This is a genomic window from Geobacter sp. PheSNFMC (genome assembly GCF_059620965.1).
The window spans coordinates 1-19,983 of sequence record NZ_JCAMRN010000069.1 but is presented as its reverse complement, the minus strand read 5'-3'; the positions used below and the strand labels follow the sequence as shown (position 1 = coordinate 19,983).

The 19,983-nt window shown below is 62.5% G+C and carries 20 protein-coding genes; 1 reads left to right on the top strand and 19 read right to left on the bottom strand.

The annotated features are described in order from the left end of the window. On the top strand, nucleotides 1-1,239 hold a 1,239-nt coding region (locus AC6CDK_RS14545; RefSeq protein WP_496639892.1), incomplete at its 5' end, for a methyl-accepting chemotaxis protein. Between the two features lie 12 nt (nucleotides 1,240-1,251). Here AC6CDK_RS14545 and AC6CDK_RS14540 read toward each other — a convergent pair. The 19 genes from AC6CDK_RS14540 to AC6CDK_RS14450 form a co-directional block, all read right to left on the bottom strand. Continuing rightward, the gene (locus tag AC6CDK_RS14540; protein WP_039642858.1) at nucleotides 1,252-3,342 is read right to left on the bottom strand and encodes a methyl-accepting chemotaxis protein; all 2,091 of its coding nucleotides are present in this window, start codon (nucleotides 3,340-3,342) and stop codon (nucleotides 1,252-1,254) included. Nucleotides 3,343-3,541: 199 nt separating this feature from the next. Continuing rightward, nucleotides 3,542-3,742, bottom strand: a complete 201-nt coding sequence (locus tag AC6CDK_RS14535) for a cold-shock protein (RefSeq protein ID WP_010941244.1) — start codon at nucleotides 3,740-3,742, stop codon at nucleotides 3,542-3,544. Nucleotides 3,743-3,899: 157 nt separating this feature from the next. Continuing rightward, nucleotides 3,900-6,566, bottom strand: a complete 2,667-nt coding sequence (gene ppdK / locus AC6CDK_RS14530; RefSeq protein WP_039642857.1) for a pyruvate, phosphate dikinase — start codon at nucleotides 6,564-6,566, stop codon at nucleotides 3,900-3,902. Nucleotides 6,567-6,683: 117 nt separating this feature from the next. Further along, on the bottom strand, nucleotides 6,684-8,747 hold the full coding sequence (gene glyS, locus AC6CDK_RS14525; protein ID WP_039642856.1) for a glycine--tRNA ligase subunit beta: 2,064 nt from the start codon (nucleotides 8,745-8,747) through the stop codon (nucleotides 6,684-6,686). A 1-nt stretch (nucleotide 8,748) separates the two neighbouring features. After that, nucleotides 8,749-9,627 carry a glycine--tRNA ligase subunit alpha gene (gene glyQ / locus AC6CDK_RS14520; protein WP_039642855.1) on the bottom strand — a complete coding sequence of 293 codons (879 nt, stop codon included), beginning with the start codon at nucleotides 9,625-9,627 and terminating at the stop codon, nucleotides 8,749-8,751. 265 nt (nucleotides 9,628-9,892) lie between these two features. After that, nucleotides 9,893-10,624, bottom strand: coding sequence for a DNA repair protein RecO (recO, locus tag AC6CDK_RS14515; RefSeq protein ID WP_192905630.1), 732 nt, complete (start codon nucleotides 10,622-10,624; stop codon nucleotides 9,893-9,895). A 65-nt stretch (nucleotides 10,625-10,689) separates the two neighbouring features. Then, the gene (locus AC6CDK_RS14510) at nucleotides 10,690-11,133 is read right to left on the bottom strand and encodes a tetratricopeptide repeat protein (protein ID WP_039642853.1); all 444 of its coding nucleotides are present in this window, start codon (nucleotides 11,131-11,133) and stop codon (nucleotides 10,690-10,692) included. 409 nt (nucleotides 11,134-11,542) lie between these two features. Then, nucleotides 11,543-12,535 (bottom strand): zinc-dependent alcohol dehydrogenase family protein, encoded by a 993-nt coding sequence (locus AC6CDK_RS14505; protein WP_066357007.1) that lies wholly within the window; start codon nucleotides 12,533-12,535, stop codon nucleotides 11,543-11,545. Between the two features lies 1 nt (nucleotide 12,536). Beyond that, complete coding sequence (locus AC6CDK_RS14500) at nucleotides 12,537-13,685, bottom strand: HAD-IA family hydrolase (RefSeq protein WP_496639891.1); 1,149 nt, start codon at nucleotides 13,683-13,685, stop codon at nucleotides 12,537-12,539. Then, nucleotides 13,682-14,164, bottom strand: coding sequence for a dihydrofolate reductase (locus AC6CDK_RS14495; RefSeq protein ID WP_192906034.1), 483 nt, complete (start codon nucleotides 14,162-14,164; stop codon nucleotides 13,682-13,684). Before AC6CDK_RS14495 ends, AC6CDK_RS14500 begins: the two co-directional genes overlap by 4 nt. Before the next feature lie 14 nt (nucleotides 14,165-14,178). Further along, the gene (locus tag AC6CDK_RS14490) at nucleotides 14,179-14,784 is read right to left on the bottom strand and encodes an SAM-dependent methyltransferase (RefSeq protein ID WP_010941233.1); all 606 of its coding nucleotides are present in this window, start codon (nucleotides 14,782-14,784) and stop codon (nucleotides 14,179-14,181) included. A 40-nt stretch (nucleotides 14,785-14,824) separates the two neighbouring features. Further along, nucleotides 14,825-15,373, bottom strand: a complete 549-nt coding sequence (locus AC6CDK_RS14485; protein ID WP_014551352.1) for a cysteine hydrolase family protein — start codon at nucleotides 15,371-15,373, stop codon at nucleotides 14,825-14,827. 39 nt (nucleotides 15,374-15,412) lie between these two features. Continuing rightward, nucleotides 15,413-15,814 (bottom strand): hypothetical protein, encoded by a 402-nt coding sequence (locus AC6CDK_RS14480; protein ID WP_014551351.1) that lies wholly within the window; start codon nucleotides 15,812-15,814, stop codon nucleotides 15,413-15,415. Further along, nucleotides 15,811-16,386 carry a DNA-3-methyladenine glycosylase I gene (locus AC6CDK_RS14475; protein ID WP_014551350.1) on the bottom strand — a complete coding sequence of 192 codons (576 nt, stop codon included), beginning with the start codon at nucleotides 16,384-16,386 and terminating at the stop codon, nucleotides 15,811-15,813. The genes AC6CDK_RS14480 and AC6CDK_RS14475 overlap by 4 nt, the downstream gene beginning before the upstream one ends. A 42-nt stretch (nucleotides 16,387-16,428) precedes the next feature. Next, nucleotides 16,429-16,920 carry a DUF4124 domain-containing protein gene (locus tag AC6CDK_RS14470; protein WP_014551349.1) on the bottom strand — a complete coding sequence of 164 codons (492 nt, stop codon included), beginning with the start codon at nucleotides 16,918-16,920 and terminating at the stop codon, nucleotides 16,429-16,431. Nucleotides 16,921-17,027: 107 nt separating this feature from the next. Continuing rightward, nucleotides 17,028-17,432 carry a DUF6106 family protein gene (locus tag AC6CDK_RS14465; RefSeq protein ID WP_192906033.1) on the bottom strand — a complete coding sequence of 135 codons (405 nt, stop codon included), beginning with the start codon at nucleotides 17,430-17,432 and terminating at the stop codon, nucleotides 17,028-17,030. 141 nt (nucleotides 17,433-17,573) lie between these two features. Beyond that, entirely contained in the window at nucleotides 17,574-18,215 is a 642-nt protein-coding gene (locus AC6CDK_RS14460) for a hypothetical protein (protein ID WP_192906032.1), read from the bottom strand. A 100-nt stretch (nucleotides 18,216-18,315) separates the two neighbouring features. Then, nucleotides 18,316-19,143 carry a lincosamide nucleotidyltransferase Lnu(F) gene (gene lnu(F), locus AC6CDK_RS14455; protein ID WP_012470624.1) on the bottom strand — a complete coding sequence of 276 codons (828 nt, stop codon included), beginning with the start codon at nucleotides 19,141-19,143 and terminating at the stop codon, nucleotides 18,316-18,318. Nucleotides 19,144-19,186: 43 nt separating this feature from the next. Next, the coding region (locus tag AC6CDK_RS14450; protein ID WP_496639890.1) for a nucleoside phosphorylase at nucleotides 19,187-19,983 on the bottom strand (797 nt) is incomplete at its 5' end.

Here is a 19,983-nt window from a genome sequence, read left to right as displayed (position 1 = left end):
CAGCGGACCACCGACGGGATCCGCGCCATTGACCGATCGGTGAACGAGGTCGCCCAGTCAGTGGAAAGCCTGTCGCGCACGGCCTCCGAGAATGCCGCCGCCATCGTCCAGATGTCGACGAGCATCGAGGTGGTGGCGGAACACATGGAAGGGCTTGCCCGGGAGGTGGACGAGGTGAGCTCATCCATCATCCAGATGGCGGCCGCGGAAAAGGAGATCGGCAGAAGCGTCGGGGTGCTCATGGAGGATGCCTCCCGCACCGCCTCCCTGGTGGCCGAACTGGACCTGTCCATCAAGCAGGTGGAAAAAAGCGCCCTGGAAACCGCTGCCATTTCGGAAGAGGTGCTGCGCGACGCGGAACTGGGACGGGACTCGGTGGATCGGACCATCTCGGGCATCAGCGAGATCCGCCGTTCCTCCCGCAGCGCCTCTGACACCATTACCACCCTCTCTCACCGGGTCGGTGACATCGGCACCATCATCTCGGTCATCAACGAGATTGCGGAGCAGACCAAGCTCCTGGCCCTCAATGCCTCCATCATCGCCGCCCAGGCAGGGGAACACGGCAAGGGGTTCGCAGTGGTGGCGAACGAAATCAAGGAACTTGCCAAGCGGACCACCAGTTCCACCGGAGAAATAGCAGATATCATCTCCGGACTCAGGGAGGAGACGGTGCGGGCGGTTCAGGCCATCAAGCAGGCGGAAGACCGGATCGGGGAGGGGGAAACGCTCTCCTACCGTTCGGGGGAGGCGCTCGAAAAGATCGTGGACGGGGTGAAGATGGCAGCCGATCAGGTGGGCGAGATCGCGCGGACCACCGTGGAACAGGCTCAGGGCAGCGAAAACATGCGCCGGGCCATGGAACGGGTGGCGGAAATGGTCGGGCAAATCGTGCGCGCCACCCAGGAGCAGGCCCACGGCACCGAGCTGATCACCGAGGCGGCGGACCGCATGAAGAGCCTCACGGGGCGCGTCTTCACCTCCACCCGGGAGCAGCGCGACACCAGCACCCACATCGTCCGCTCCAGCGAAGGGGTGACGCGCATGATCTCGACCATCCGCCAGGCATCCCAGGTTCAGGCGGAAAACAGCCAGAAGATCGTTGAGGCAGTGGAAAACATGGAGACCACCGCGGTCAACGGTCTCGATACGACCCGGCTCATGGAAGAGGCCGTCTCCCGCCTCGCGCGCCAGGCGGAAGGTCTCACCGAAGCCATGGCCGGCTTCAAGGTCCGGTAGCCGTGGCCGGCCTCAATCGTCGGCCCGGTAGCCGATCCTCACGGCGCCCCAGTGCCTGCCGCCGATAACGATCGGCACCGACAGGTCATTCATCACCTCGCCCGTATCCCTCAGGTAGGTCTGCAGCAGGAAGCTCCCCGTATTGCCCGCGCACCGAAGCCCCGTGCGATCATCGAAAATCCGCTTGGTCCGGTTATGCTCATTGTCCGCCTCCCGGTTGCCGGTGAGGGGGCGCGAATAGCGGAGGTTGTGGGAAGGACAGTAGCCGCGCCGGTCAACGCATATGGCGTAGTACATGCCGCTGTCGCGCCCCAGGATCTCCTCCTGGATCGGCGAAATGATCTCGTCGAAGAGCCGGTCAGAGGGCGTGCTGTACTTCTGGGGGAAGGTGTCGGGGATCGGCGTGTACTCGGTGCTGAACAGCGCATCAAGAGTAGTGCGCCGATCCGCCGCGGCCCGCTCAAGCGTTGCGGCGACCCGGTCCCGCATCTCCGACGCCAACCCCTTGACCGTATCATGATAGGTCCCCACCTTGAACCGGCCCACGGTGCCGTAAATCTGCTCGGCGGTCTCCGAAAGCTCCCGGAAGATCCCCGCCGTCTGCTCCATCTGGCCGTTTACCCGTTCGGCCGTACCCGAAACCTGGGATATCTTCTCGGAGATCTCGCCGGTGGTGGCGCTCTGCTCCTCCGTGGCCGTGGCGATCTGGTTGATCATGTCCGTGGACTCAGCCGCCAGGCGCAGGATATCCTCCAACTGCCGCCGCGCCGAGGTTGACCGCTCGACGCCCACCTCGACCTTGTCCTTCCCTTCGGCAATGGATGCCACAACCGCGCGGATCTCCGCCTGAATGCTCCTGATGATGGTCCCGATCTCCCGGGTGGAGGAAGCGGTCCGGTCCGACAGCACCTTAACCTCATTGGCCACCACCGCGAACCCCTTGCCCGAATCTCCGGCCCGGGCCGCTTCTATTGCCGCGTTGAGCGCCAGGAGATTGGTCTGGTCGGCAATGTCGCCGATGATGCCGACGATCTCTCCGATCTGGCCCGACGACTGCTGCAGCTTGTCCATGGTGTCGAGCGTTGCCATGACGCTGTCCCTGATCCGGTCGATGCTCTCGGCGGTCTCCGTCACGGTGGCCATCCCCCCCTGGGCGGCCCGGTCCACGGAAAGGGACAACTGGGCTGCCCGCTGGGTGTTGACGGCCACATCATTGAGAGTCGCCGCTATCTCCTCGGAGGCAACCGCCACTGACGTGGACAGATCCTTCTGCTCGTGGGTGGATGTCACCAGCCGTTCGGTTTCCTTGATGGTGCGGCAGGCGGAAATGGCAATGTGCCCGGCCTGGTGATACAGGCCCGAGATAATCTCACGGAGCTTGGCCACCAGCAGGTTGATCCCCTCGGCCAGCATCCCGAGCTCGTCGCTGGAGCGCACCGGCACGGCGGCGGTGAGATCCCCTTCGCCCCGGGCAATCTCCTGCACCCGCCGCGATATCTCGCCGATGTTCCGGATGATGGTCCGCTGGAAAAACAGGTACATTACGCCAAGAAGGAGAAAAAACGAGCACACGCCCACCACGGCCAGGGCCAGGGTCAGGTTCCGGGCGCCGGCGTACCCCTCCTCCAGCGACGTGGTGAGGAGCATGGCGCCGTTGAAGCGGTCGCTCTGCCCATGGCACGATTGACAGCGCACCTCATTGGCCAGGGGAACGATGAAGCTCAGCACGTGCCGCCCATCCACCTTGTGGCGCTTTTCCGCAGCAGTCCCGGACGCAAGGGCCGCCTGCACCTCCCCGTCCGGCGCATCCTGGCTGGTACCGGCCGGTCTCCCCGCGGTATCATAAATGCGCAGGTCCAGGACAGCCCCCTTGCCCCGCACATCGGCCACGTAGCGCTCGATAACGGCCATGTCCCCCGCTGTCATGAGCTCGCCGATGTCACGGACCACGAGGGTCGAGAGCCCCCGGGTGTTGCGGGTCTGAAGATCCATAATGGCATTGTATTCAAGCCAGATAGAGGTGATGCCGAGGGCGGCAAACCCCAAGAACAGGGTTATACCGATGATGGCGAGAACCTTGAAAGCAAGTCTCGTTCGAAACATGGCGGGCTCCTTCTGACCGTGTCGTATACTTATCCTATTGTATCGGCAGACCTCCCCATACCTTTAATTATTTAAAAAATTGTTTTATCCAAATGAATACGCTTCCACGCTCACCCCCCATCCTCGGCCCACGAGCACGTAAAAAAGCCCCGGGTTTCCCCGGGGCTTCGCAATGTGCAACCGTTTGCGGCTGTAATGCCTACGCCTTCATAACGTTGGCCGCCTGAAGTCCCTTGGCCCCCTGGACCACATCAAAGGTCACCGCCTGTCCTTCGACCAGGGTCTTGAACCCGTCGCCCTGGATCGAGGAGAAATGGACAAACACATCCTCGCCGTTTTCCTGCTCGATGAAGCCATACCCCTTGCTGTCATTGAACCATTTCACCACACCTTTAGCCATTACTCATCTCCTCCTGTTACTGCCAGCGGCATAATGGGGCTTTGGGTGAGCCCGGACGAATTTTTCGCTTTCTAGCACCAATACGCACGGCCTGTCAAGCTGATATTTGACCGGAAAAAAGCGGGGGAGACCCTGTCTCCCCCGCTGACGCACGCTGCTACTTCGCTTCATCCAGGACGGCATGGGCCGCCGCGAGCCGGGCGATGGGCACCCGGAACGGCGAACAGGACACATAGTCGAGGCCGATCCGGTGGCAGAAGATGACTGACGAGGGGTCGCCGCCATGCTCGCCGCAGATGCCGAGCTTGATGTCGGGGCGGGTGGCGCGCCCCTTTTCCACCGCCACCTTCACGAGCTGGCCGACCCCGTTCTGGTCCAGGGAGACGAAGGGGTCCTCCTCCAGCAGCCCGCTTTCCACGTAGAACGGCAGGAACTTGCCGGCATCGTCCCGGGAGAGGCCGAAGGTGGTCTGGGTCAGGTCGTTGGTGCCGAAGGAGAAGAACTCGGCCTCCCGGGCAATCTCGTCGGCGGTGAGGGCGGCCCGGGGAAGCTCGATCATGGTGCCGATGAGGTAGTCGACCTTGACGCCGCAGGCGGCAATGACCTCCTCGCATACGCGCACCGTGTTCTCCCGCAGACGGGCAAGCTCGGTCACCACGCCCACCAGCGGGATCATGATCTCGGGCACGATGCTGAACCCCTCGTTCTTGGTCAGTTCGCAGGCAGCCTCCATGATGGCCTGCACCTGCATGTCGTAAATCTCCGGGAAGGTGAGCCCCAGCCGGCAGCCACGGTGTCCGAGCATGGGGTTGAACTCGTGGAGGTAGTCCACCTTGGCCCTGAGCGACTGGGCCGTGACCCCCATGCTCTTGGCCAGGGCATCGATGTCCTTGTCCTCGTGGGGCAGGAATTCGTGGAGCGGCGGATCCAGCAGGCGAATGGTGACCGGCAGCCCCTTCATCTCCCGGAAGATGCCGACGAAGTCACCCTTCTGCATGGGCAGGATCTTGGCCAGGGCCCTTTTGCGCCCCTCCACGTCCTCGGCGAGGATCATCTCCCGCACCGCGGCGACCCGATCCGCCTCGAAGAACATGTGCTCGGTGCGGCAGAGGCCGATCCCCTCGGCGCCGAACTCGCGGGCCACCCGCGAATCGTTGGGGGTGTCGGCATTGGTTCGCACCTTCAACTTGCGGAAGCGGTCCACCCACTCCATCAGGGTGCCGAAGTCCCCGGTAAGCTGCGGCGGAACTGTCGGCACCTCGCCGAGCATCACCTCGCCGGTGGAGCCGTCCAGGGTGATGACATCCCCCTTCTTGACCACCTGCCCCTTGGCGGTGGCGAACTGGCTCCCGGCGTAATCGACCTTGATGTCGCCGCAGCCGGCAACGCAGCACTTGCCCATGCCCCTTGCGACCACCGCCGCGTGGGAGGTCATGCCGCCGCGGGCCGTGAGGATCCCCTGGGCCGCGTGCATGCCGTGGATGTCCTCGGGGCTCGTCTCGACCCGGACCAGGATCACCTTGAGCCCCAGGCGGGCGGCAGCCTCGGCCTCGTCCGCGGTGAAGACCACCTCGCCGCTGGCCGCTCCGGGGGAGGCGGGAAGGCCCTTGGCGATGACCCTTTTCTGGGCCTTGGGATCAAGGGACGGATGGAGGAGCTGGTCGAGCTGGGACGGAGACACCCGCAGCACAGCGGTCTTCTCGTCGATGAGCCCTTCCCGCACCATGTCCACGGCGATCTTGATGGCCGCCTTGGCGGTCCGCTTGCCGTTGCGGGTCTGGAGCATGAACAGCTTGCCCTTCTCGATGGTGAACTCGATGTCCTGCATGTCCTTGTAGTGCTTCTCAAGGATGCCGCGGATCTGGACGAGCTGCTGGTAGCACTCGGGCAGCACGTCTTCCATGGCCGGGAGGGTGGTGTCCTTGCTGTTGGCCCGATTGATGGGCTGCGGGGTCCGGATGCCGGCCACCACGTCCTCGCCCTGGGCGTTCACCAGGTACTCGCCGTAGAAATAGTTTTCGCCGGTGGAGGGGTCGCGGGTAAAGGCAACGCCGGTGGCGCAGTCGTTCCCCATGTTGCCGTAAACCATGGACTGGACGTTGACCGCGGTGCCCCAGTCGGCGGGAATGTTATTGAGCCGGCGGTAGGTGATGGCCCGCTGGTTCATCCAGGAGCCGAACACGGCGCCCACGGCGCCCCAGAGCTGCTCCTGCGGATCTTCGGGGAACTCCTTGCCGATGGTCTCGCGGATCTTTGCCTTGAACTTGCCGACCAGTTCCTTCCAGTCGGCCGCGGTGAGGTCCGTGTCCAGGTGGACCCCCTTCTCATCCTTCTTCTGCTCGAGGAGGTGTTCGAGCAGGTCCTTGTCCATGCCCATGACCACATCGGAGTACATCTGCACGAAGCGGCGATAGGCATCGTAGGCGAAGCGCTCGTCCCCGCTCTGGGCGATGATCCCCTGGACCGTCTCATCGTTGAGTCCCAGGTTCAGGATGGTATCCATCATACCCGGCATGGAAGCCCGGGCGCCGGAACGGACCGACACCAGAAGCGGGTTGTTCCGGTCGCCGAAGGTGCGCCCCATGAGAGATTCCATCTTCTTCAGGTGTTCGGCAACCTCGGCCGCCAGGCTCGGCGGATAGCTCCGGTTGTTGGCGTAGTAGTAGGTGCAGACCTCGGTGGTGATGGTGAATCCCGGCGGGACCGGGAGCCCGATCGCTGTCATCTCCGCCAGGTTGGCCCCCTTGCCCCCCAGCAGATTCTTCATCTCGGCCTTTCCTTCGGCCTGGCCATTGCCGAAGAAGTAAACATACTTGCCAGCCATTGCACGCCTCCTTGAGTTTTTACTGACGGTCAAACCCGTTCAGCTACGATAAACTGCTTTTAATACTGCTCAAGCGGTATTTAGGGAAATTAAAACAAAAAAACCGCCTAGCATGAGCTAGGCGGCTATCTTCGCGAAGTCCGCGACCCCTCCGAAGAGCCGGGCGACCCCGGTCAGCAGTGCTAACCGGTTTGTTCTGACCCGTTCGTCCTCGGCCATGACCATCACCTTGTCGAAGAAGTCGTCCACGGCGCCCTTGAGGGCGGCAATGCCGGTGAGCGCGGCCAGGTAGTCGCCGGCGGCGGTGCGGGCCTCCACGTCGGCGCGGACCTGCTGGAACGCCGCGAACAGGGCACCCTCGGCCGGCTCCTGGAACAGGGCCGCAGCCACGGGCTGATCGACCCCCTCCTTGACGATGTTGCAGACCCGCTTGAAGGCCACGGCCAGGGAATCGAAATCCGGACGCCCCTTGAAGGCGGCCAGGGCGCCGATGCGGGCCTCGGCGTCCACCAGGTCGTCGAAGCCGGCGGCAATGGCCGCGTCCACGGCATCGGCCGGATAGCGGTCGGCCATGAGGTTCACGAACCGGCCCCGGAAGAATTCCAGCACATCAGCCATCACCTCGGCGGCGGGGCGGGTCAGCTTGGCGGAGAGGAGTTCCAGGGCCTTCCCGATCTCTCCTTCCAGCGAGAGGCGGCAGCCCCGGTCGAGAATGATGTTGATGATGCCCAGGGCCGAACGGCGCAGGGCATAGGGATCGGCCGAACCGGTGGGGATCAGCCCCACCCCGAAGCAGCCGCAGATGGTATCGAGCTTGTCGGCGATGGAGACGAAAGCGCCGATGTCTGATGCGGGGAGGTCCCCCCCGGCCTGGGTGGGGAGGTAGTGCTCGGCGATGGCGGCGGCCACCTCGGCGTCCTCGCCCTGGAGCAGGGCATACTCACGGCCCATGATCCCCTGTACCTCGGGGAACTCGCCGACCATGCCGGAAACCAGGTCGGCCTTGCAGAGGAAGGCGGCCCGGGCTGTCTTGGCCTTCACCGCCGGATTGAGGAGGTCGGCCAGTCCCTCGGCCAGGGCGCGGAAGCGCTCCATCTTCTCGTAGGAGGTGCCGAGCTTCTGCTGGTAGACCACGTTTTTCAAGGACTCCACCCGGGTCTCCAGCTTCACCTTCTGATCCTCCTCGAAGAAGAAGCGGGCGTCGGAGAGGCGGGCGCGCAGGACGCGCTCGTTCCCCTTGACCACCACGGAGGGGTCCTCGGTCAGGGTATTGTTGATGGTGATGAAACCGGGCATGAGCTTGCCGGCGTCGTCAACGATGGAGAAGTAGCGCTGGTGGCTCCGCATGGAGGTGATGAGCACCTCGCGGGGGACCTTGAGGAAGTCCGGAGAAAAGGTGCCGTGGACCACGCTGGGGTACTCCACCAGGTAGGTCACCTCGTCCAGGAGCCCCTCGTCGGGGAGGAGATGGCCGCCGGCGGTCTTGGCAACCCGATGGATCTCCCGGCGGATGGTTTCCTTGCGCCGCTCGGGATCGGGGATCACGAAGTGCCGCTCGCACTCGTCCAGGTAGTGGGCAAAGTCACGGACCGGGAACGGCTGGTTGGCCATGAACCGGTGGCCCCGCGAGACATTGCCGCTCTGGACGCTGCCGAAAGCGAAGGGGACGACGACCCCGTCGAACAGGGCCACGATCCAGTGGATGGGGCGGGCGAAACGCACGTCCAGATCGGCCCAGCGCATGGACTTGCGAAACGGGATGCCCCCCACCAGCCGCGGCAGGATCTCGGCGAGGAGGTCCGGCACCGGCCGGCCGCTCTCCTTGCGGACGGCGGCCACGTATTCGCCCTTCTCGGTGGAGACCAGAGTCAGGGACGCCACGTCGACCCCCTGGCCACGGGCGAAGCCCTCGGCCGCCTTGGACGGCGTGCCGTCGGGACCGAAGGCGATGTTCCTGGCCGGCCCCAGGGCGGTAATCTCGGCATCGGGCTGAACGGTCGGCAGCCCCTTCACCACCAGCGCCAGGCGACGGGGGGTAGCAAAGGTCTTCACCTCGCCGAAGGCAAGGCGGGCGTTCTCCAGCTCCTTCGTGACGATGGCCTCCATGTCGGCCATGGCCTTGGGCAGGAAGCCGGCGGGGATCTCCTCGGTGCCTATTTCGAGAAACAGTTCCTTGCTCATGTTACTTCCGTCCTCCTTTCAGCAGCGGGAAACCCAGGCTTTCGCGGAGCTTAAGGTAGCCTTCGGCGCAAAGACGGGCCACATTGCGGACCCGGCCGATGTAGGAGGCGCGCTCGGTGACCGAGATGGCCCCCCGGGCATCCAGGAGGTTGAAGGTGTGGGAGCACTTCATGACGAAATCGTAGGCCGGGAGCACGAGACCGCGCTCCACCAGGCGCACGCATTCCTTCTCGTACATGGTGAACAGGGTGAGGAGCATGTCCACGTCCGCTTCCTCGAAGTTGTAGGTGGAGAACTCCACCTCGGTCCGGTGGTGGATGTCGCCGTAGCTCACCCCCTTGACCCACTCCAGATCGTAGACGTTGTCGACCCCCTGCAGGTACATGGCGATCCGCTCGCAGCCGTAGGTGATCTCCGACGAGACCGGCTTTAGATCGATCCCGCCGGCCTGCTGGAAATAGGTGAACTGGGTGATCTCCATGCCGTCGAGCCACACCTCCCAGCCCAGGCCCCAGGCGCCCAGGGTCGGCGACTCCCAGTCATCCTCAACGAAGCGGATGTCGTGCTTCGCGGGATCGATGCCAAAGGCCCGGAGCGAATCCAGATAGAGATCCAGAATGTTCACGGGGGACGGCTTCATGATCACCTGGAACTGGTAGTAGTGCTGGAGGCGGTTGGGGTTTTCACCGTAGCGCCCGTCGGTGGGGCGGCGGGACGGTTCCACGTAGGCAACGTTCCACGGCTCGGGGCCGAGAACGCGGAGGAAGGTGGCTGGGTTGAAGGTGCCGGCACCCTTTTCGGTGTCGTAGGGCTGCTGGATAACGCATCCCTGCTGCGCCCAGTATCCCTGGAGGGCGAGAATCAGATCCTGGAAGGTCAAGGTGGTTCCTCCCCTGGCATAAAATGAAAATAGCTTTATCGTGCGTAAACAGGGTTTGGCCAAAATGAAAAAGCGTCCAAGTTACGCACAATTAGAGCTCACGAGATTACAATGCTTCTCCCACCCTGTCAAGAATTTAATCCGCCGCAACCCGCAATCCATCAGGCCAGGAAACCAAGCAGCCCCCGGAATACCCGCGCTCTGCCGCACTCGCGCCCATTCGTCCGCCCCCCTGCGGGGTGTCGGATGCAGGGCTGCAGCGACGTCACGGGGCCAACTGGCGCAAAAAGGCAAGGGAATTAAGAGGACGGGCGAGATGGGTCCCGATGGCGCCGTCCAGGAGCGGCCCGGCTTCGCCGAGGGCCTCGGGGGAAAAGGCAACGGCACCGAACCGCCCGGTGCCCAGACACCGGTGCAGAAGACGGACGGTCTCCGCCGACAACGGCGCGCCGTAGCGGCCGCAGCCGGCGCAGAGCACCGCGCCCCCCGCACCGGCACGCCGGGCCGAATCGGCGGGAAGATCGACGCCGCAGCCGGCACAGGTATCGAGGGCAATGCGGTAGCCGAGGATATTCAGCAGATTGGCTTCGAAAAAGCGCCGGTCCGAGGGGGTGGCGCCCCCCTGATCCAGGTGCTCCAGATAGGAAACGAGGAGCCGGAACAGCCGGGGAACCGGCGCACCGTCAGGCAGGAGGCGGTCGACCAGCTCCACGGCATACCCGCCGTGGCCGATGGCGGCCAGATCCTGCCGGATGCGGGGAAAGACGGTCACAATGTCCACGCCGCGCAGGGACGAGAGCCCCTCCCGGACGACCAGTTCCACGCTCAGGCGGGCAAAGGGCTCCAGGGCGCCTCCGAAGCGACGCATGCTCTTGCGGGCGCCCCGGGCCAGGCCGCGCACCTTGCCGTGGCAGAGCGTGAACAGGGTGACGATCCGGTCGCTCTCCCGATAATCCATGGTGGCGAGCACAACGGCTTCGCAGCGGATGGGATGCATGGGGCAACCCTACCACCTCCGTCCCCCGGCGGTCAATCCCCGCGGGAACGGACGGCGCGGGCGGACTACCGCAGGCCTAGCCGGGAGAGGATGATCCCCAGGAACTTATTGACGGGGTGATTGCGGGACAGACGCTTGATGGGGGGAGCGCGGCGGGTGCCGAGCCGGTCCAGCTCGACGATGATGTCCTCCCCGCCCCCCATGCGCAGCCCCTGGCGGAAGGCATCGATCGCCTCGGTCCGCTTACCTGCCAGCAGGTAGATGCATCCCAGGTTGTGGTGGAGGGTCGGGTTCGCCGGATCGGCCGCCACGGCCTCCCGGGCACGGGCGATGGCGTCGGAAAAGGTTCCCCGCGTTTTGGCCTGGCAGAGGGCGAGATAGGACGAGGAAAGTGGCGTTTGCCGCTCCGTCACCGCCTGCTCGAAACAGGTACGGGCCAGATAGACGTGGTCGTGGTGAAGGGCTTCGACTCCCTTGACAAACCATTCCGTCGTATTCGTTGCTGTCATGACGTGCCTCGTTCGTTGACATGCCGGGGCAGGAAACCCATGCCGTGCGAACGGAGCAATTCAATTATCAGGCCAGCGAAACAACCAAAATAGCCGCGTACAACAGCATATTGCAATCATGGGCATAATGCAGGCAATACGGCATGCTACACATGGCGCCACACCCATTGTACCAGGGAATCACACGGTATTATTTACGCCAAATGACCGACAGACATACGAAAGCAAGACCGAGGACGACCAATTCTGTCACCACCCTGAAACGACGCCATCACGCCTCCTCCTCGTGCTCAAGCACCCTGACCTGGGGGCGAAATCGAGCCGCAGGGCAGGGGCAGAGCCATGCCCACGGCGCAGGGGAGCCGTGCTGGCGAGGCAACCGGGATGGGGTGATACACCCCTCTCCCGGCTATCCCTCGTCGATCACCAGGACGCCGGCGCCCCGCATGCGCCCGCTCCGCAGGTCGTCGAGGGCTTCGTTGGCCGCGCTGAGGGGATAGGCGGTCACCTCGGTCCTGACGGGCACCTTCGGCGCCAGGGCGAGAAACTCCTCCCCGTCGCGCCGGGTCAGGTTGGCCACGGAACGGATGCTCCGCTCCCCCCAGAGGATATCGTAGGGGATCGGCGGAATGTCGCTCATGTGGATGCCGCCGCAGACCACAACGCCCCCCTTGCCCACCGCCCGCAATGCCGCCGGCACCAGTTCCCCGGCTGGCGCGAAGATGATGGCGGCGTCAAGCTCCTCGGGCGGCCGCTCGTGGGAGGCCCCGGCCCAGACCGCCCCCATCTCCCGGGCAAAGGCCTGGCCGGCCTGGTCGTCGGGACGGGTGAAGGCGTAGACCCGCCATCCCCGGAAGCGGGCCACCTGGGTCACGATGTGGGCCGCGGCGCCGAAGCCATAAATGCCCAGCCGTTCCCCCTCACCGGCCATGACCAGAGAGCGGTAGCCGATGAGCCCGGCGCAGAGCAGCGGCGCCGCCTGGAGGTCCGGGTATCCCCCGGGGATCGGAAAGCAGAAGCGGGCATCGGCAACGGTGAACTCGGCAAAGCCGCCGTTGCGCTGATAGCCGGTGAACCGGGCGTGGTCGCACAGGTTTTCCCGTCCCGACCGGCAGTAGCGGCAGGCGCCGCAGGTGGCGCCGAGCCAGGGGACCCCCACCCGCGTCCCCTCCCGGAAACGCTCGACCCCGTCACCCAGCTTTGCCACGCTCCCCACGATCTGGTGGCCGGGGATGAGCGGCAGCGCGGGCTCCGTCAGTTCGCCGTCCACGATGTGAAGATCCGTCCGGCAGATGCCGCAGGCGTGGACCTTGAGCAGCACCTCGCCCGGCCCGGGCTCGGGGACCGGCACCCGGACCGGCCGCAGCGGTTTTCCCACCTCCTGGAACAGCATGGCGCGCATGCTACACCTCCGTGTACCGTTTCAGGTCCCGCTCGAACCGTGGCTCGTCCTCGAACAGGATGCCCCGCATCCCCCGGCTTTCGGCCCGCACCACGTTGGCGAGCATGTCGTCCACGAAGAGCACCTCGCCGGGGGCGATGCCCAGCTCCCGCGCCACGTCGTCGAACACCGAAGGGTCCCGTTTTCCCTTGCCCAGCCGGTAGCTGTTGAAGATCCGATCGAATTCCCGGAAAAAGCCGTCGCGCCGGTCGAGCCATTCGAGCCAGTCGGTCTGGTCGCTGAGGATGGCGGTCCGATACCCCTTCGCCCTCAGGGCCCGGACGGTCTCCATCATCCGGGGCCGGAGCACGAAACGGTCGAGGATCAGGTTCGACAGTTCCCGGTCACTCCCCCGCAGCCCGGTCCGTTCCCGCAACGACTGCCAGAATGCCGATTGACTTCCCGTGCCCAGGACGTAACCGCTGGCGTAGACCGCCTCCATGCCGGAGCCGTGCACCGCGATCGGATCGAGCCCCTGGCGCCGGGCAAGCTCGAACAGCCCCTCCCGGAATCCCTCCTCGGCCAGCACCCCGCCATAGTCGAAAATAACCGTCGTGACCTTCTCCGCCGGGGCCCCCAGCCGCAGCCGGAAGAGGGTCTGCCAGCGCCGGGCGTCGCTCCAGCCGGTGACCGGATCGGGGACCACGATCTTCACCTGGTCGAAGCGCATCTCCTGCCGGTCCAGGGCCACCGTGCGGGCGGCGGTCTCCTTGGCCGCCAGGGGCAGGTCAGCGTAGAAGAGCGACAGGTGTGGGACGAGCAGGTAGCCCGAATCCTGCGCCACCGCGCCCTTGACCGCCTCGTGGAGCCGCCGGAGCGCCGGGTCTTCTCCGAACGATACGAACAGGGACCGGAAGTATTCCTCGGTCACGCCGAGCCCTGCCACCTGCAGGGTGATCGGACCCGTCCCGGCCGCCGCATCCGCCAGAGCCCGCCGTACCGGCTCCAGTTCGGCATCGTTGCTGAACGCGCCGCCGTAGACCGTCACGTGGGGCTCGAAGGGGAGCGTATCGTAGCGGTCGGCCAGTTCGTGGATCACTCCATCCGCCCACCGGCGGTCCCCGGCTGCGGGGACGAGGAAGACGGAGAACCTGCGTGGTTCGGTGCTCATGGGGCCTCTTTCCTCCGCTCATAGGTCAGGAACAGGTGGGCCGGCCCCCCTACCCCCTCCTCCCGCGCCGTTTCCACGAAATCAGCCGGAACCTCCGGAAAGGTGACGTCGCCGGGAAATTCCCCCTGCACCAGAGTGAGAAGAATCTGGTCGGCCAGGGGCAGCGCCTCCCGGTAGAGCTCGCCGCCGCCGCAGACGAAAAGCTCCGCCGCGCCCCGGGCCAGCTCCAGTGCCCCGGCCAGGTCCCGCGCAGCAAGGCACCCCGGCGGGGCATAGCCTTCCCGGCGGGAGAGGACGATGTTCAGCCGCCCCGGCAACGGCCGGCCGATTGACTCGAAGGTCCTGCGCCCCATGAGGACCGGGTGCCCCAGGGTGATGGCCCTGAAGCGGGCCAGGTCGTCCGGCAGGTGCCAGGGGATGGCCCCCCGGTTGCCGATGACGCGGTTTTCGGCCATGGCCGCGATAAGGGTGATGCGCATGGAATCCGGCCCCCTCACGGCTTGCGCGCCACGATCTGCACCACGGCGCCCCGGCCCGTGTGGAGCCGCCCTTCCACCACGTCCCGCTCGATTTCCCGGGCCTGCAGGAATTCGAGGCCCGCCAGTTCCTCCCGCAGATCGGCCAGGGTCATCAGCAGCTCGACCGTGGGGGGGCCGCCGGTCCGGAGCTCCAGCTGCGCCGGGGTGTACGCCTCCAGCACGAAGAGCCCGCCCGGACGGAGCCCCGCCACTGCCTGCCGGTGCAGAACCCGCCGGACAGGGGGCGGCACGTGGCAGAAGATGGAGACAATGGCGTCCCAGCGCCCCGGTTCGATAACCAGGTCGGCCAGGTCGGTGGTCAGGGTCTCGATCCGCACCCCGTGCTCCTCAGCCAGCCGCGCCGCCTTGGACAGCCCCACGGCGGAGGCATCCACCGCCAGCACCCGGTGACCCTGCCGCGCCAGGAAGACCGCGTTCCGCCCCTCCCCCTCGGCCAGACAGAGGACATCCCCCGGCGGCATCATTGCGCTCACTCCGGCCAGGAAGGCGTTGGGCTCCCGGCCGTAGACGAATTCCTCAGTATCGTATCGTTCATTCCACGTGTTCGTGACATCGGACATGGTTCGTTCTCCTTTGCTCCGGCAGGATGAGGTGGCGGCTTCAGAGGAGCGAACCGATCCATTCCCCGGTGGTCATCACCGTGGCGAACATCAGTTGCTGGGTCACGAGCACCGCCCGGTGCAGTTCCTCGGCAGTGACCGCGCCCGCGCTGTTGGCAAAGGCCAGGGTGCCGGTGGCGTCGGCGAGAAACTCCACGGCAAAGCCCCGGTGGAACGCCTCGCGGGAGGTGGTATCGCAGCACATCTGGGTCATGTAGCCGCTGATGACCAGGGTGTCGATCCCCCGCTCCCGGAGCCAGGCCTCCAGGTTCGTATCCGTGAAGCTGCCGGGCAGGTTCTTTTCCAACAGCAGGTCATGGGGCCGCCGCGCCACCTCCGGGTGCAGCTCCCACCCGGGAGAGCCCTGCCGGAAGGTGGCCGAGTCGGGCCGCCGCGACGCATGGCGGACCGCCACCACCGGAATCCCGTTGGCCACGGCGGCATCCATGGCCGCCAGGATGTTGGGTAAACTCCCCTCCGGATAACTGACCGGCAGGGCGCCGGTGAAATATTCGTTCTGAACGTCGATAACCAGCAGTGCGCGTTTCATTCCGTTGCCTCCCTTGATTCGTGGAGCCCGTGGCCCCCGCTACACCAGTCCCCGCAACCGGGCCGCCAGGTACGGGGCCGCCGCGATCACCAGCAGCACCGCCACCCAGAGGTTCCCGCCGCGCGGGTCGTATGCCTCCAGCAGCTTCGCCCAGGGGTGCCCCATGACGACGCGGCCGAAGAAAAACTCGAAAAAGACCGTCAACACCAGCCATATCCAGCCGATCAGCCGGCAGCGCGAAGGGGTTAGTCCTCCCGCCAGCGGGATCAGGAGCGTGGTGACCGCAACGATCAGGGCGCCGAGGGAGACGCCGCTCAGCGGCAGCGCCACCTGCGCCCCCACCAGCGGGTTCAGAACCTTTTCACGCACCACGCCGTTCACGATTCCCAGCGGGATAAACAGGAGCCAGATGGCGCATGCCTTGAGGATGGAAGACGTCATCCCCCGAGCCGCCTGATCTCGTCGTGACGGAAACAGTGGACCACATGGTCGTTCACCATCCCCACCGCCTGCATGAAGGCATAGCAGATGGTGGACCCCACGAAATTGAAGCCCCGCCGCTTCAGGTCCTTGCCCATGGCATCGGACTGCTCCGTCCGGGCCGGCACCTCGGCAAGGCTGCGCCAGGCGTTGTGCCGGGGCGCATGGTCCACGAACCGCCACAGGTACGCATCGAGAGAGCCGAACTCCTCCCGTATCTTCAGCACGCCCCGGGCATTCCTGATGGTCGACTCGACCTTGAGCCGGTTGCGCACGATCCCCGGATCGGCCAGCAGCCGCGCCACGTCGGCCTCGGACCAGGCGGCCACCGTTTCCGCGTCGAAGTTGGCGAAGGCCCGGCGGTACGCCTCGCGCTTGCGCAGGATCGTCAGCCACGAAAGCCCCGCCTGGGCCCCCTCCAGGATCAGCATCTCAAAAAGGTGCCGGTCATCGTGGGCGGGCACCCCCCATTCCCCGTCGTGGTAGGCCACGTAGAGGGGGTCGGTGCCGCACCATTCGCATCGTTGGATCATGTCGTGCTCCTGTCGTAACGGAGACGGCTGGGGGCCGCGGCCTTACCGGCCGTTCTCCAGATAATAATCGATCGTCTCGGGCGAAAACCCGGAAATTTTGTGCGAACCCACGACGATCAGCGGCACGCCCCGGCCCCCCAGATCCTTGTGCCGCTGCATGGCGGCGCTGTCCTTTTCGATGTCGTAGGCCACATAGGAAACGCCCTTGCTCTGCAGGTACCTCTCCGCCCACTTGCAGTAGCCGCACCAGTCGGTCACGTACAGCTCAACCGTGCCGGTGAAGCGCTGCTTCACGGGCGGTGCGGGCTGCGGTGCCGACGTAGCCCTGCGCGGAGCCGCCGGTTGCGGAGACGGCGCCGGCGCGAAATCGCCGTCGGTGTAGACCTTCACCTTTTTCCCCTTCTTCGTTGCCGGCGGAGGCGTGTCCTTGAACGTCACCACCCCGTGCTCGTCCACCCACTTATACATCTCGGCTCCGGCAAGGGAACAGGTCAGCAGCAGGGTGACAATGGGGAGGAGGATGCGGATCGGCATGGGGGCTCCTGGGGATGGGGGATTGTTGGGAGTTTTGTGGCAATAACGTGGGAGAGCACACCGGCTCGGCCGGTGTTGCGCTTTGTTGAACAATGCCTGTGTCGTAATCATTCCGCACGGCGTGATTTCAGTATATTATTTATCTCTCTGATGGCGTTTTGCTCCTGAATTTCAAATTGGTTCGGTTCAACAATACCTTTGATTGCAGCGCACCCCACCAGCAGTGCTCCAATTCCTACTACAAGAGTAACAAGATTTGTGTCGCCTTTAATATGTGCCCATACTGCCGACCCGATTATCACAATGACAGCAGCGGTGAGAACGGGCATGGAATTTTTGATTTTTCTGTGTTTTTCGAGTCGTAGGTTTTCTTGGCGAAATGGGCGCTCCTCTTTAATAAGGTATTCAGATGTACACTGAATCAACGGCTTTCCTACCTCATTTTGTGAATGATCGTTTATGATTAGATCACCGTTAACATTCATGTCCCCACCGTTACTAAAATCTCGCATCAACCTCTCCTGTGCCTGAACTCAGTATTTTACTTATAATTTGAGGTGCTTTTTATGCTCATCCACTTTTCTACTTACTTCACATGACTGAACGGCCCCAGGCCGATCATGAGGTTTGCTGAACATTCCATTTTTATTTAGTCAGTGGCAAATTGCAGCAAACACGAAGCCTGATATCAAAAAGCCTAGGAATGATAATGATTGCAGAGATGCAAACAGTCCCTGTTTGTTCAGCTTCTTAATCTGAAGAATTCCGTTCACCTGTGGGTTAGAGGCATATTTTTGCAGCTGCCGTAAAGCAAGCCAGACCATAACTTTAGGAAGAGGGTTGTAAAACTCTGTCATTATTCGCTCTAGGCGAACACCTGTTTCGAGAGTAATACCCCAAAACTCTGCCCCCTCCTTAATCTTCTTTTCTTCCTCTTTATGTTTTTCAAGTTGTTCTAAAAATGTATTCTTCACCGCAGACGATACGTCACTGCCGATCTTGCAACCCAAGGCGTACATCTTGGATAAAAGACCAAAGATACAAGACAAACAGAGAAATGCACCGCAGACATAAAATCCGGTCTGTTTTATCAATGGTAAAACTTTATCGGCATTTGTAATAAGAAACGAGGCTACAGCAGCTGTGCCAGCTAATAACCAAGTTGAAAATATCTCAATTGGTTCTCGCGCCAGTGAGGCAGCTTCAAACATAGATGCTACAATCGCATTTTCCGCATTCTCCCGCGCCAAACGATTCCACTCGCGTAAAGGCTCAGTTCTAGGGTCATCCATCATGTATTTTCCTTGTTCAACGGGCCGGGAGATCACCTGACGGCTTTTTGGTCAGGTGCATCTTCCTGGTTGAACATTTATTGTTTCTGTTGCCTATGAAGCCTTACGGGTTTGGGTTTGGATCAGCAGTCACGTTATCAAGCAGTATTTCCAACTGTGCCATGACTGATTGTGGGAGTTCGATGTTATGTGGTCTGACAACCGCCTCTATCAGCTCTCTACTCCACCTCCATGACTCACAATAGGCTCTGCACAAAGGAACACGTTCAGCGCTGGCCGTACAAGTCAGGTAGCGACGATATGCATTACCAGAAAGGTCGATCTCGAGACCCCGCGAAGGAGTCGGCCAATGGTCAGTCTCCCCTTCATGAAGTCGAGCCAGCTTTAGCAGATTTTCGTGCGCCTTGCCCAATAAAGCCCATGCACGAGCGTATTCGCCTCTATTGAGAAGATTTGCGCCGAACAGCATCAGGTTGATCAGGTTAAGGGACAGACCCTCTACCAGTTCAGCCCCTTCACGTTTTGGAGGCCCTCCCACAAGCAGCCGCGCATACTGCGACAATTCGCCTTCTCGATCCAGCAACACCGCCGCTTCAAGCGAAGGAAACCACCCGTATCCCTGCCAGCCGGCAACAACCGACTGCTCCGAAGCCCGCATAAAGTGGAACTCGCCACGCACGCCGTTCTCGAAAAGTGCTGTGTGGTGGCCGAAATCGTCCAGGAAGTAAGCGGCAACCGGGCTGAATGAATTGAGCCATGAACGCTGATCGAAATCATTTAACGAGTCGTCGCGGATGAACACCGCGAATTCTATATCCGAATATTGATCACCCTCGCCGGTTGCGAACGACCCGAACATCAGCGCGGACACAACGCGAATGTCCTGGTGACACTTCTCACGGATATTCTCAATCATTTTCTCTTGAAGCATGCCCTCTCCTTTACAAAATAATTCCTGTTCTTCTTTTCACTGATCAGGCAAGTAAAACTGCATCCGCGCACAGCCAGAAAAGCTTCTCGCGTATGGTGGTATTTGATTGCCATAAACGTTCATCCCACTCCACGCAGGTCAGATCGTCCCCGCCATATAATATCTGTCCTAAAGTTACACCACGAAATTGTGCAACTGCCATCATGCCGGCGCTTTCCATTTCTACAGCAAGACAGCCTTCTTCTTTTCTTTTGGCTATTCTATCCGGCGTCTCTCTGAAAGGTGCATCGGTCGTCCAGGTTTTACCGACAAGATGCGTAATGTTCTTTATATTCAAGGTGTCCTCAAGCGCCTTCACCCCCGCTGGGTTCGCAAAGACTTCTCGGCTTGGTGGCAGGTAATGATATGAAACGCCTTCGTCGCGGATTGCGCTGGATACAACCATTAAGCTCCCAACGCTCATATCTTTATCAAGAACTCCACATCCTCCACAAACCATAAATTTCCGACCACCATAAGCAATGACCTTTTCGAGCAGACCCGCAGCCAGTGGTGCACCAATACCTGGATGAAAGAATGCCAACCTCTGGTCGTTGTATTCAATTTCGTAAACCGGATGAGGTCCATCCTCCCACAAGTCTGTTACCAATACCTTTGCATTGTGTTCGATGACAATTTTATCGATCACTTCTCTGAAAAAACAGATTACACAACACTGAGGCATATCCAGAGGCATGATAACCTTTGAAGGTTCAATAAAGGCAGTGCGGGTTGGGTCATATTCAAGAATTGGAAATATCATCCACAAGCCTCCATGGTTCAACTCAGTATTGAGCGGTT

What these genes read in the sequence shown, in the direction of transcription:
- AC6CDK_RS14485 (WP_014551352.1), bottom strand. Translation starts at nt 15,373, where the DNA reads ATGAAACGCGCACTGCTGGTTATCGACGTTCAGAACGAATATTTCACC.
- AC6CDK_RS14495 (WP_192906034.1), bottom strand. Translation starts at nt 14,164, where the DNA reads ATGCGCATCACCCTTATCGCGGCCATGGCCGAAAACCGCGTCATCGGC.
- AC6CDK_RS14510 (WP_039642853.1), bottom strand. Translation starts at nt 11,133, where the DNA reads ATGACAGCAACGAATACGACGGAATGGTTTGTCAAGGGAGTCGAAGCC.
- glyS (WP_039642856.1), bottom strand. Translation starts at nt 8,747, where the DNA reads ATGAGCAAGGAACTGTTTCTCGAAATAGGCACCGAGGAGATCCCCGCC.
- AC6CDK_RS14460 (WP_192906032.1), bottom strand. Translation starts at nt 18,215, where the DNA reads ATGATGGATGACCCTAGAACTGAGCCTTTACGCGAGTGGAATCGTTTG.
- AC6CDK_RS14540 (WP_039642858.1), bottom strand. Translation starts at nt 3,342, where the DNA reads ATGTTTCGAACGAGACTTGCTTTCAAGGTTCTCGCCATCATCGGTATA.
- AC6CDK_RS14465 (WP_192906033.1), bottom strand. Translation starts at nt 17,432, where the DNA reads ATGCGAGATTTTAGTAACGGTGGGGACATGAATGTTAACGGTGATCTA.
- AC6CDK_RS14475 (WP_014551350.1), bottom strand. Translation starts at nt 16,386, where the DNA reads ATGATCCAACGATGCGAATGGTGCGGCACCGACCCCCTCTACGTGGCC.
- ppdK (WP_039642857.1), bottom strand. Translation starts at nt 6,566, where the DNA reads ATGGCTGGCAAGTATGTTTACTTCTTCGGCAATGGCCAGGCCGAAGGA.
- AC6CDK_RS14500 (WP_496639891.1), bottom strand. Translation starts at nt 13,685, where the DNA reads ATGAGCACCGAACCACGCAGGTTCTCCGTCTTCCTCGTCCCCGCAGCC.
- recO (WP_192905630.1), bottom strand. Translation starts at nt 10,624, where the DNA reads ATGCATCCCATCCGCTGCGAAGCCGTTGTGCTCGCCACCATGGATTAT.
- AC6CDK_RS14480 (WP_014551351.1), bottom strand. Translation starts at nt 15,814, where the DNA reads ATGACGTCTTCCATCCTCAAGGCATGCGCCATCTGGCTCCTGTTTATC.
- AC6CDK_RS14470 (WP_014551349.1), bottom strand. Translation starts at nt 16,920, where the DNA reads ATGCCGATCCGCATCCTCCTCCCCATTGTCACCCTGCTGCTGACCTGT.
- AC6CDK_RS14505 (WP_066357007.1), bottom strand. Translation starts at nt 12,535, where the DNA reads ATGCGCGCCATGCTGTTCCAGGAGGTGGGAAAACCGCTGCGGCCGGTC.
- AC6CDK_RS14490 (WP_010941233.1), bottom strand. Translation starts at nt 14,784, where the DNA reads ATGTCCGATGTCACGAACACGTGGAATGAACGATACGATACTGAGGAA.
- AC6CDK_RS14535 (WP_010941244.1), bottom strand. Translation starts at nt 3,742, where the DNA reads ATGGCTAAAGGTGTGGTGAAATGGTTCAATGACAGCAAGGGGTATGGC.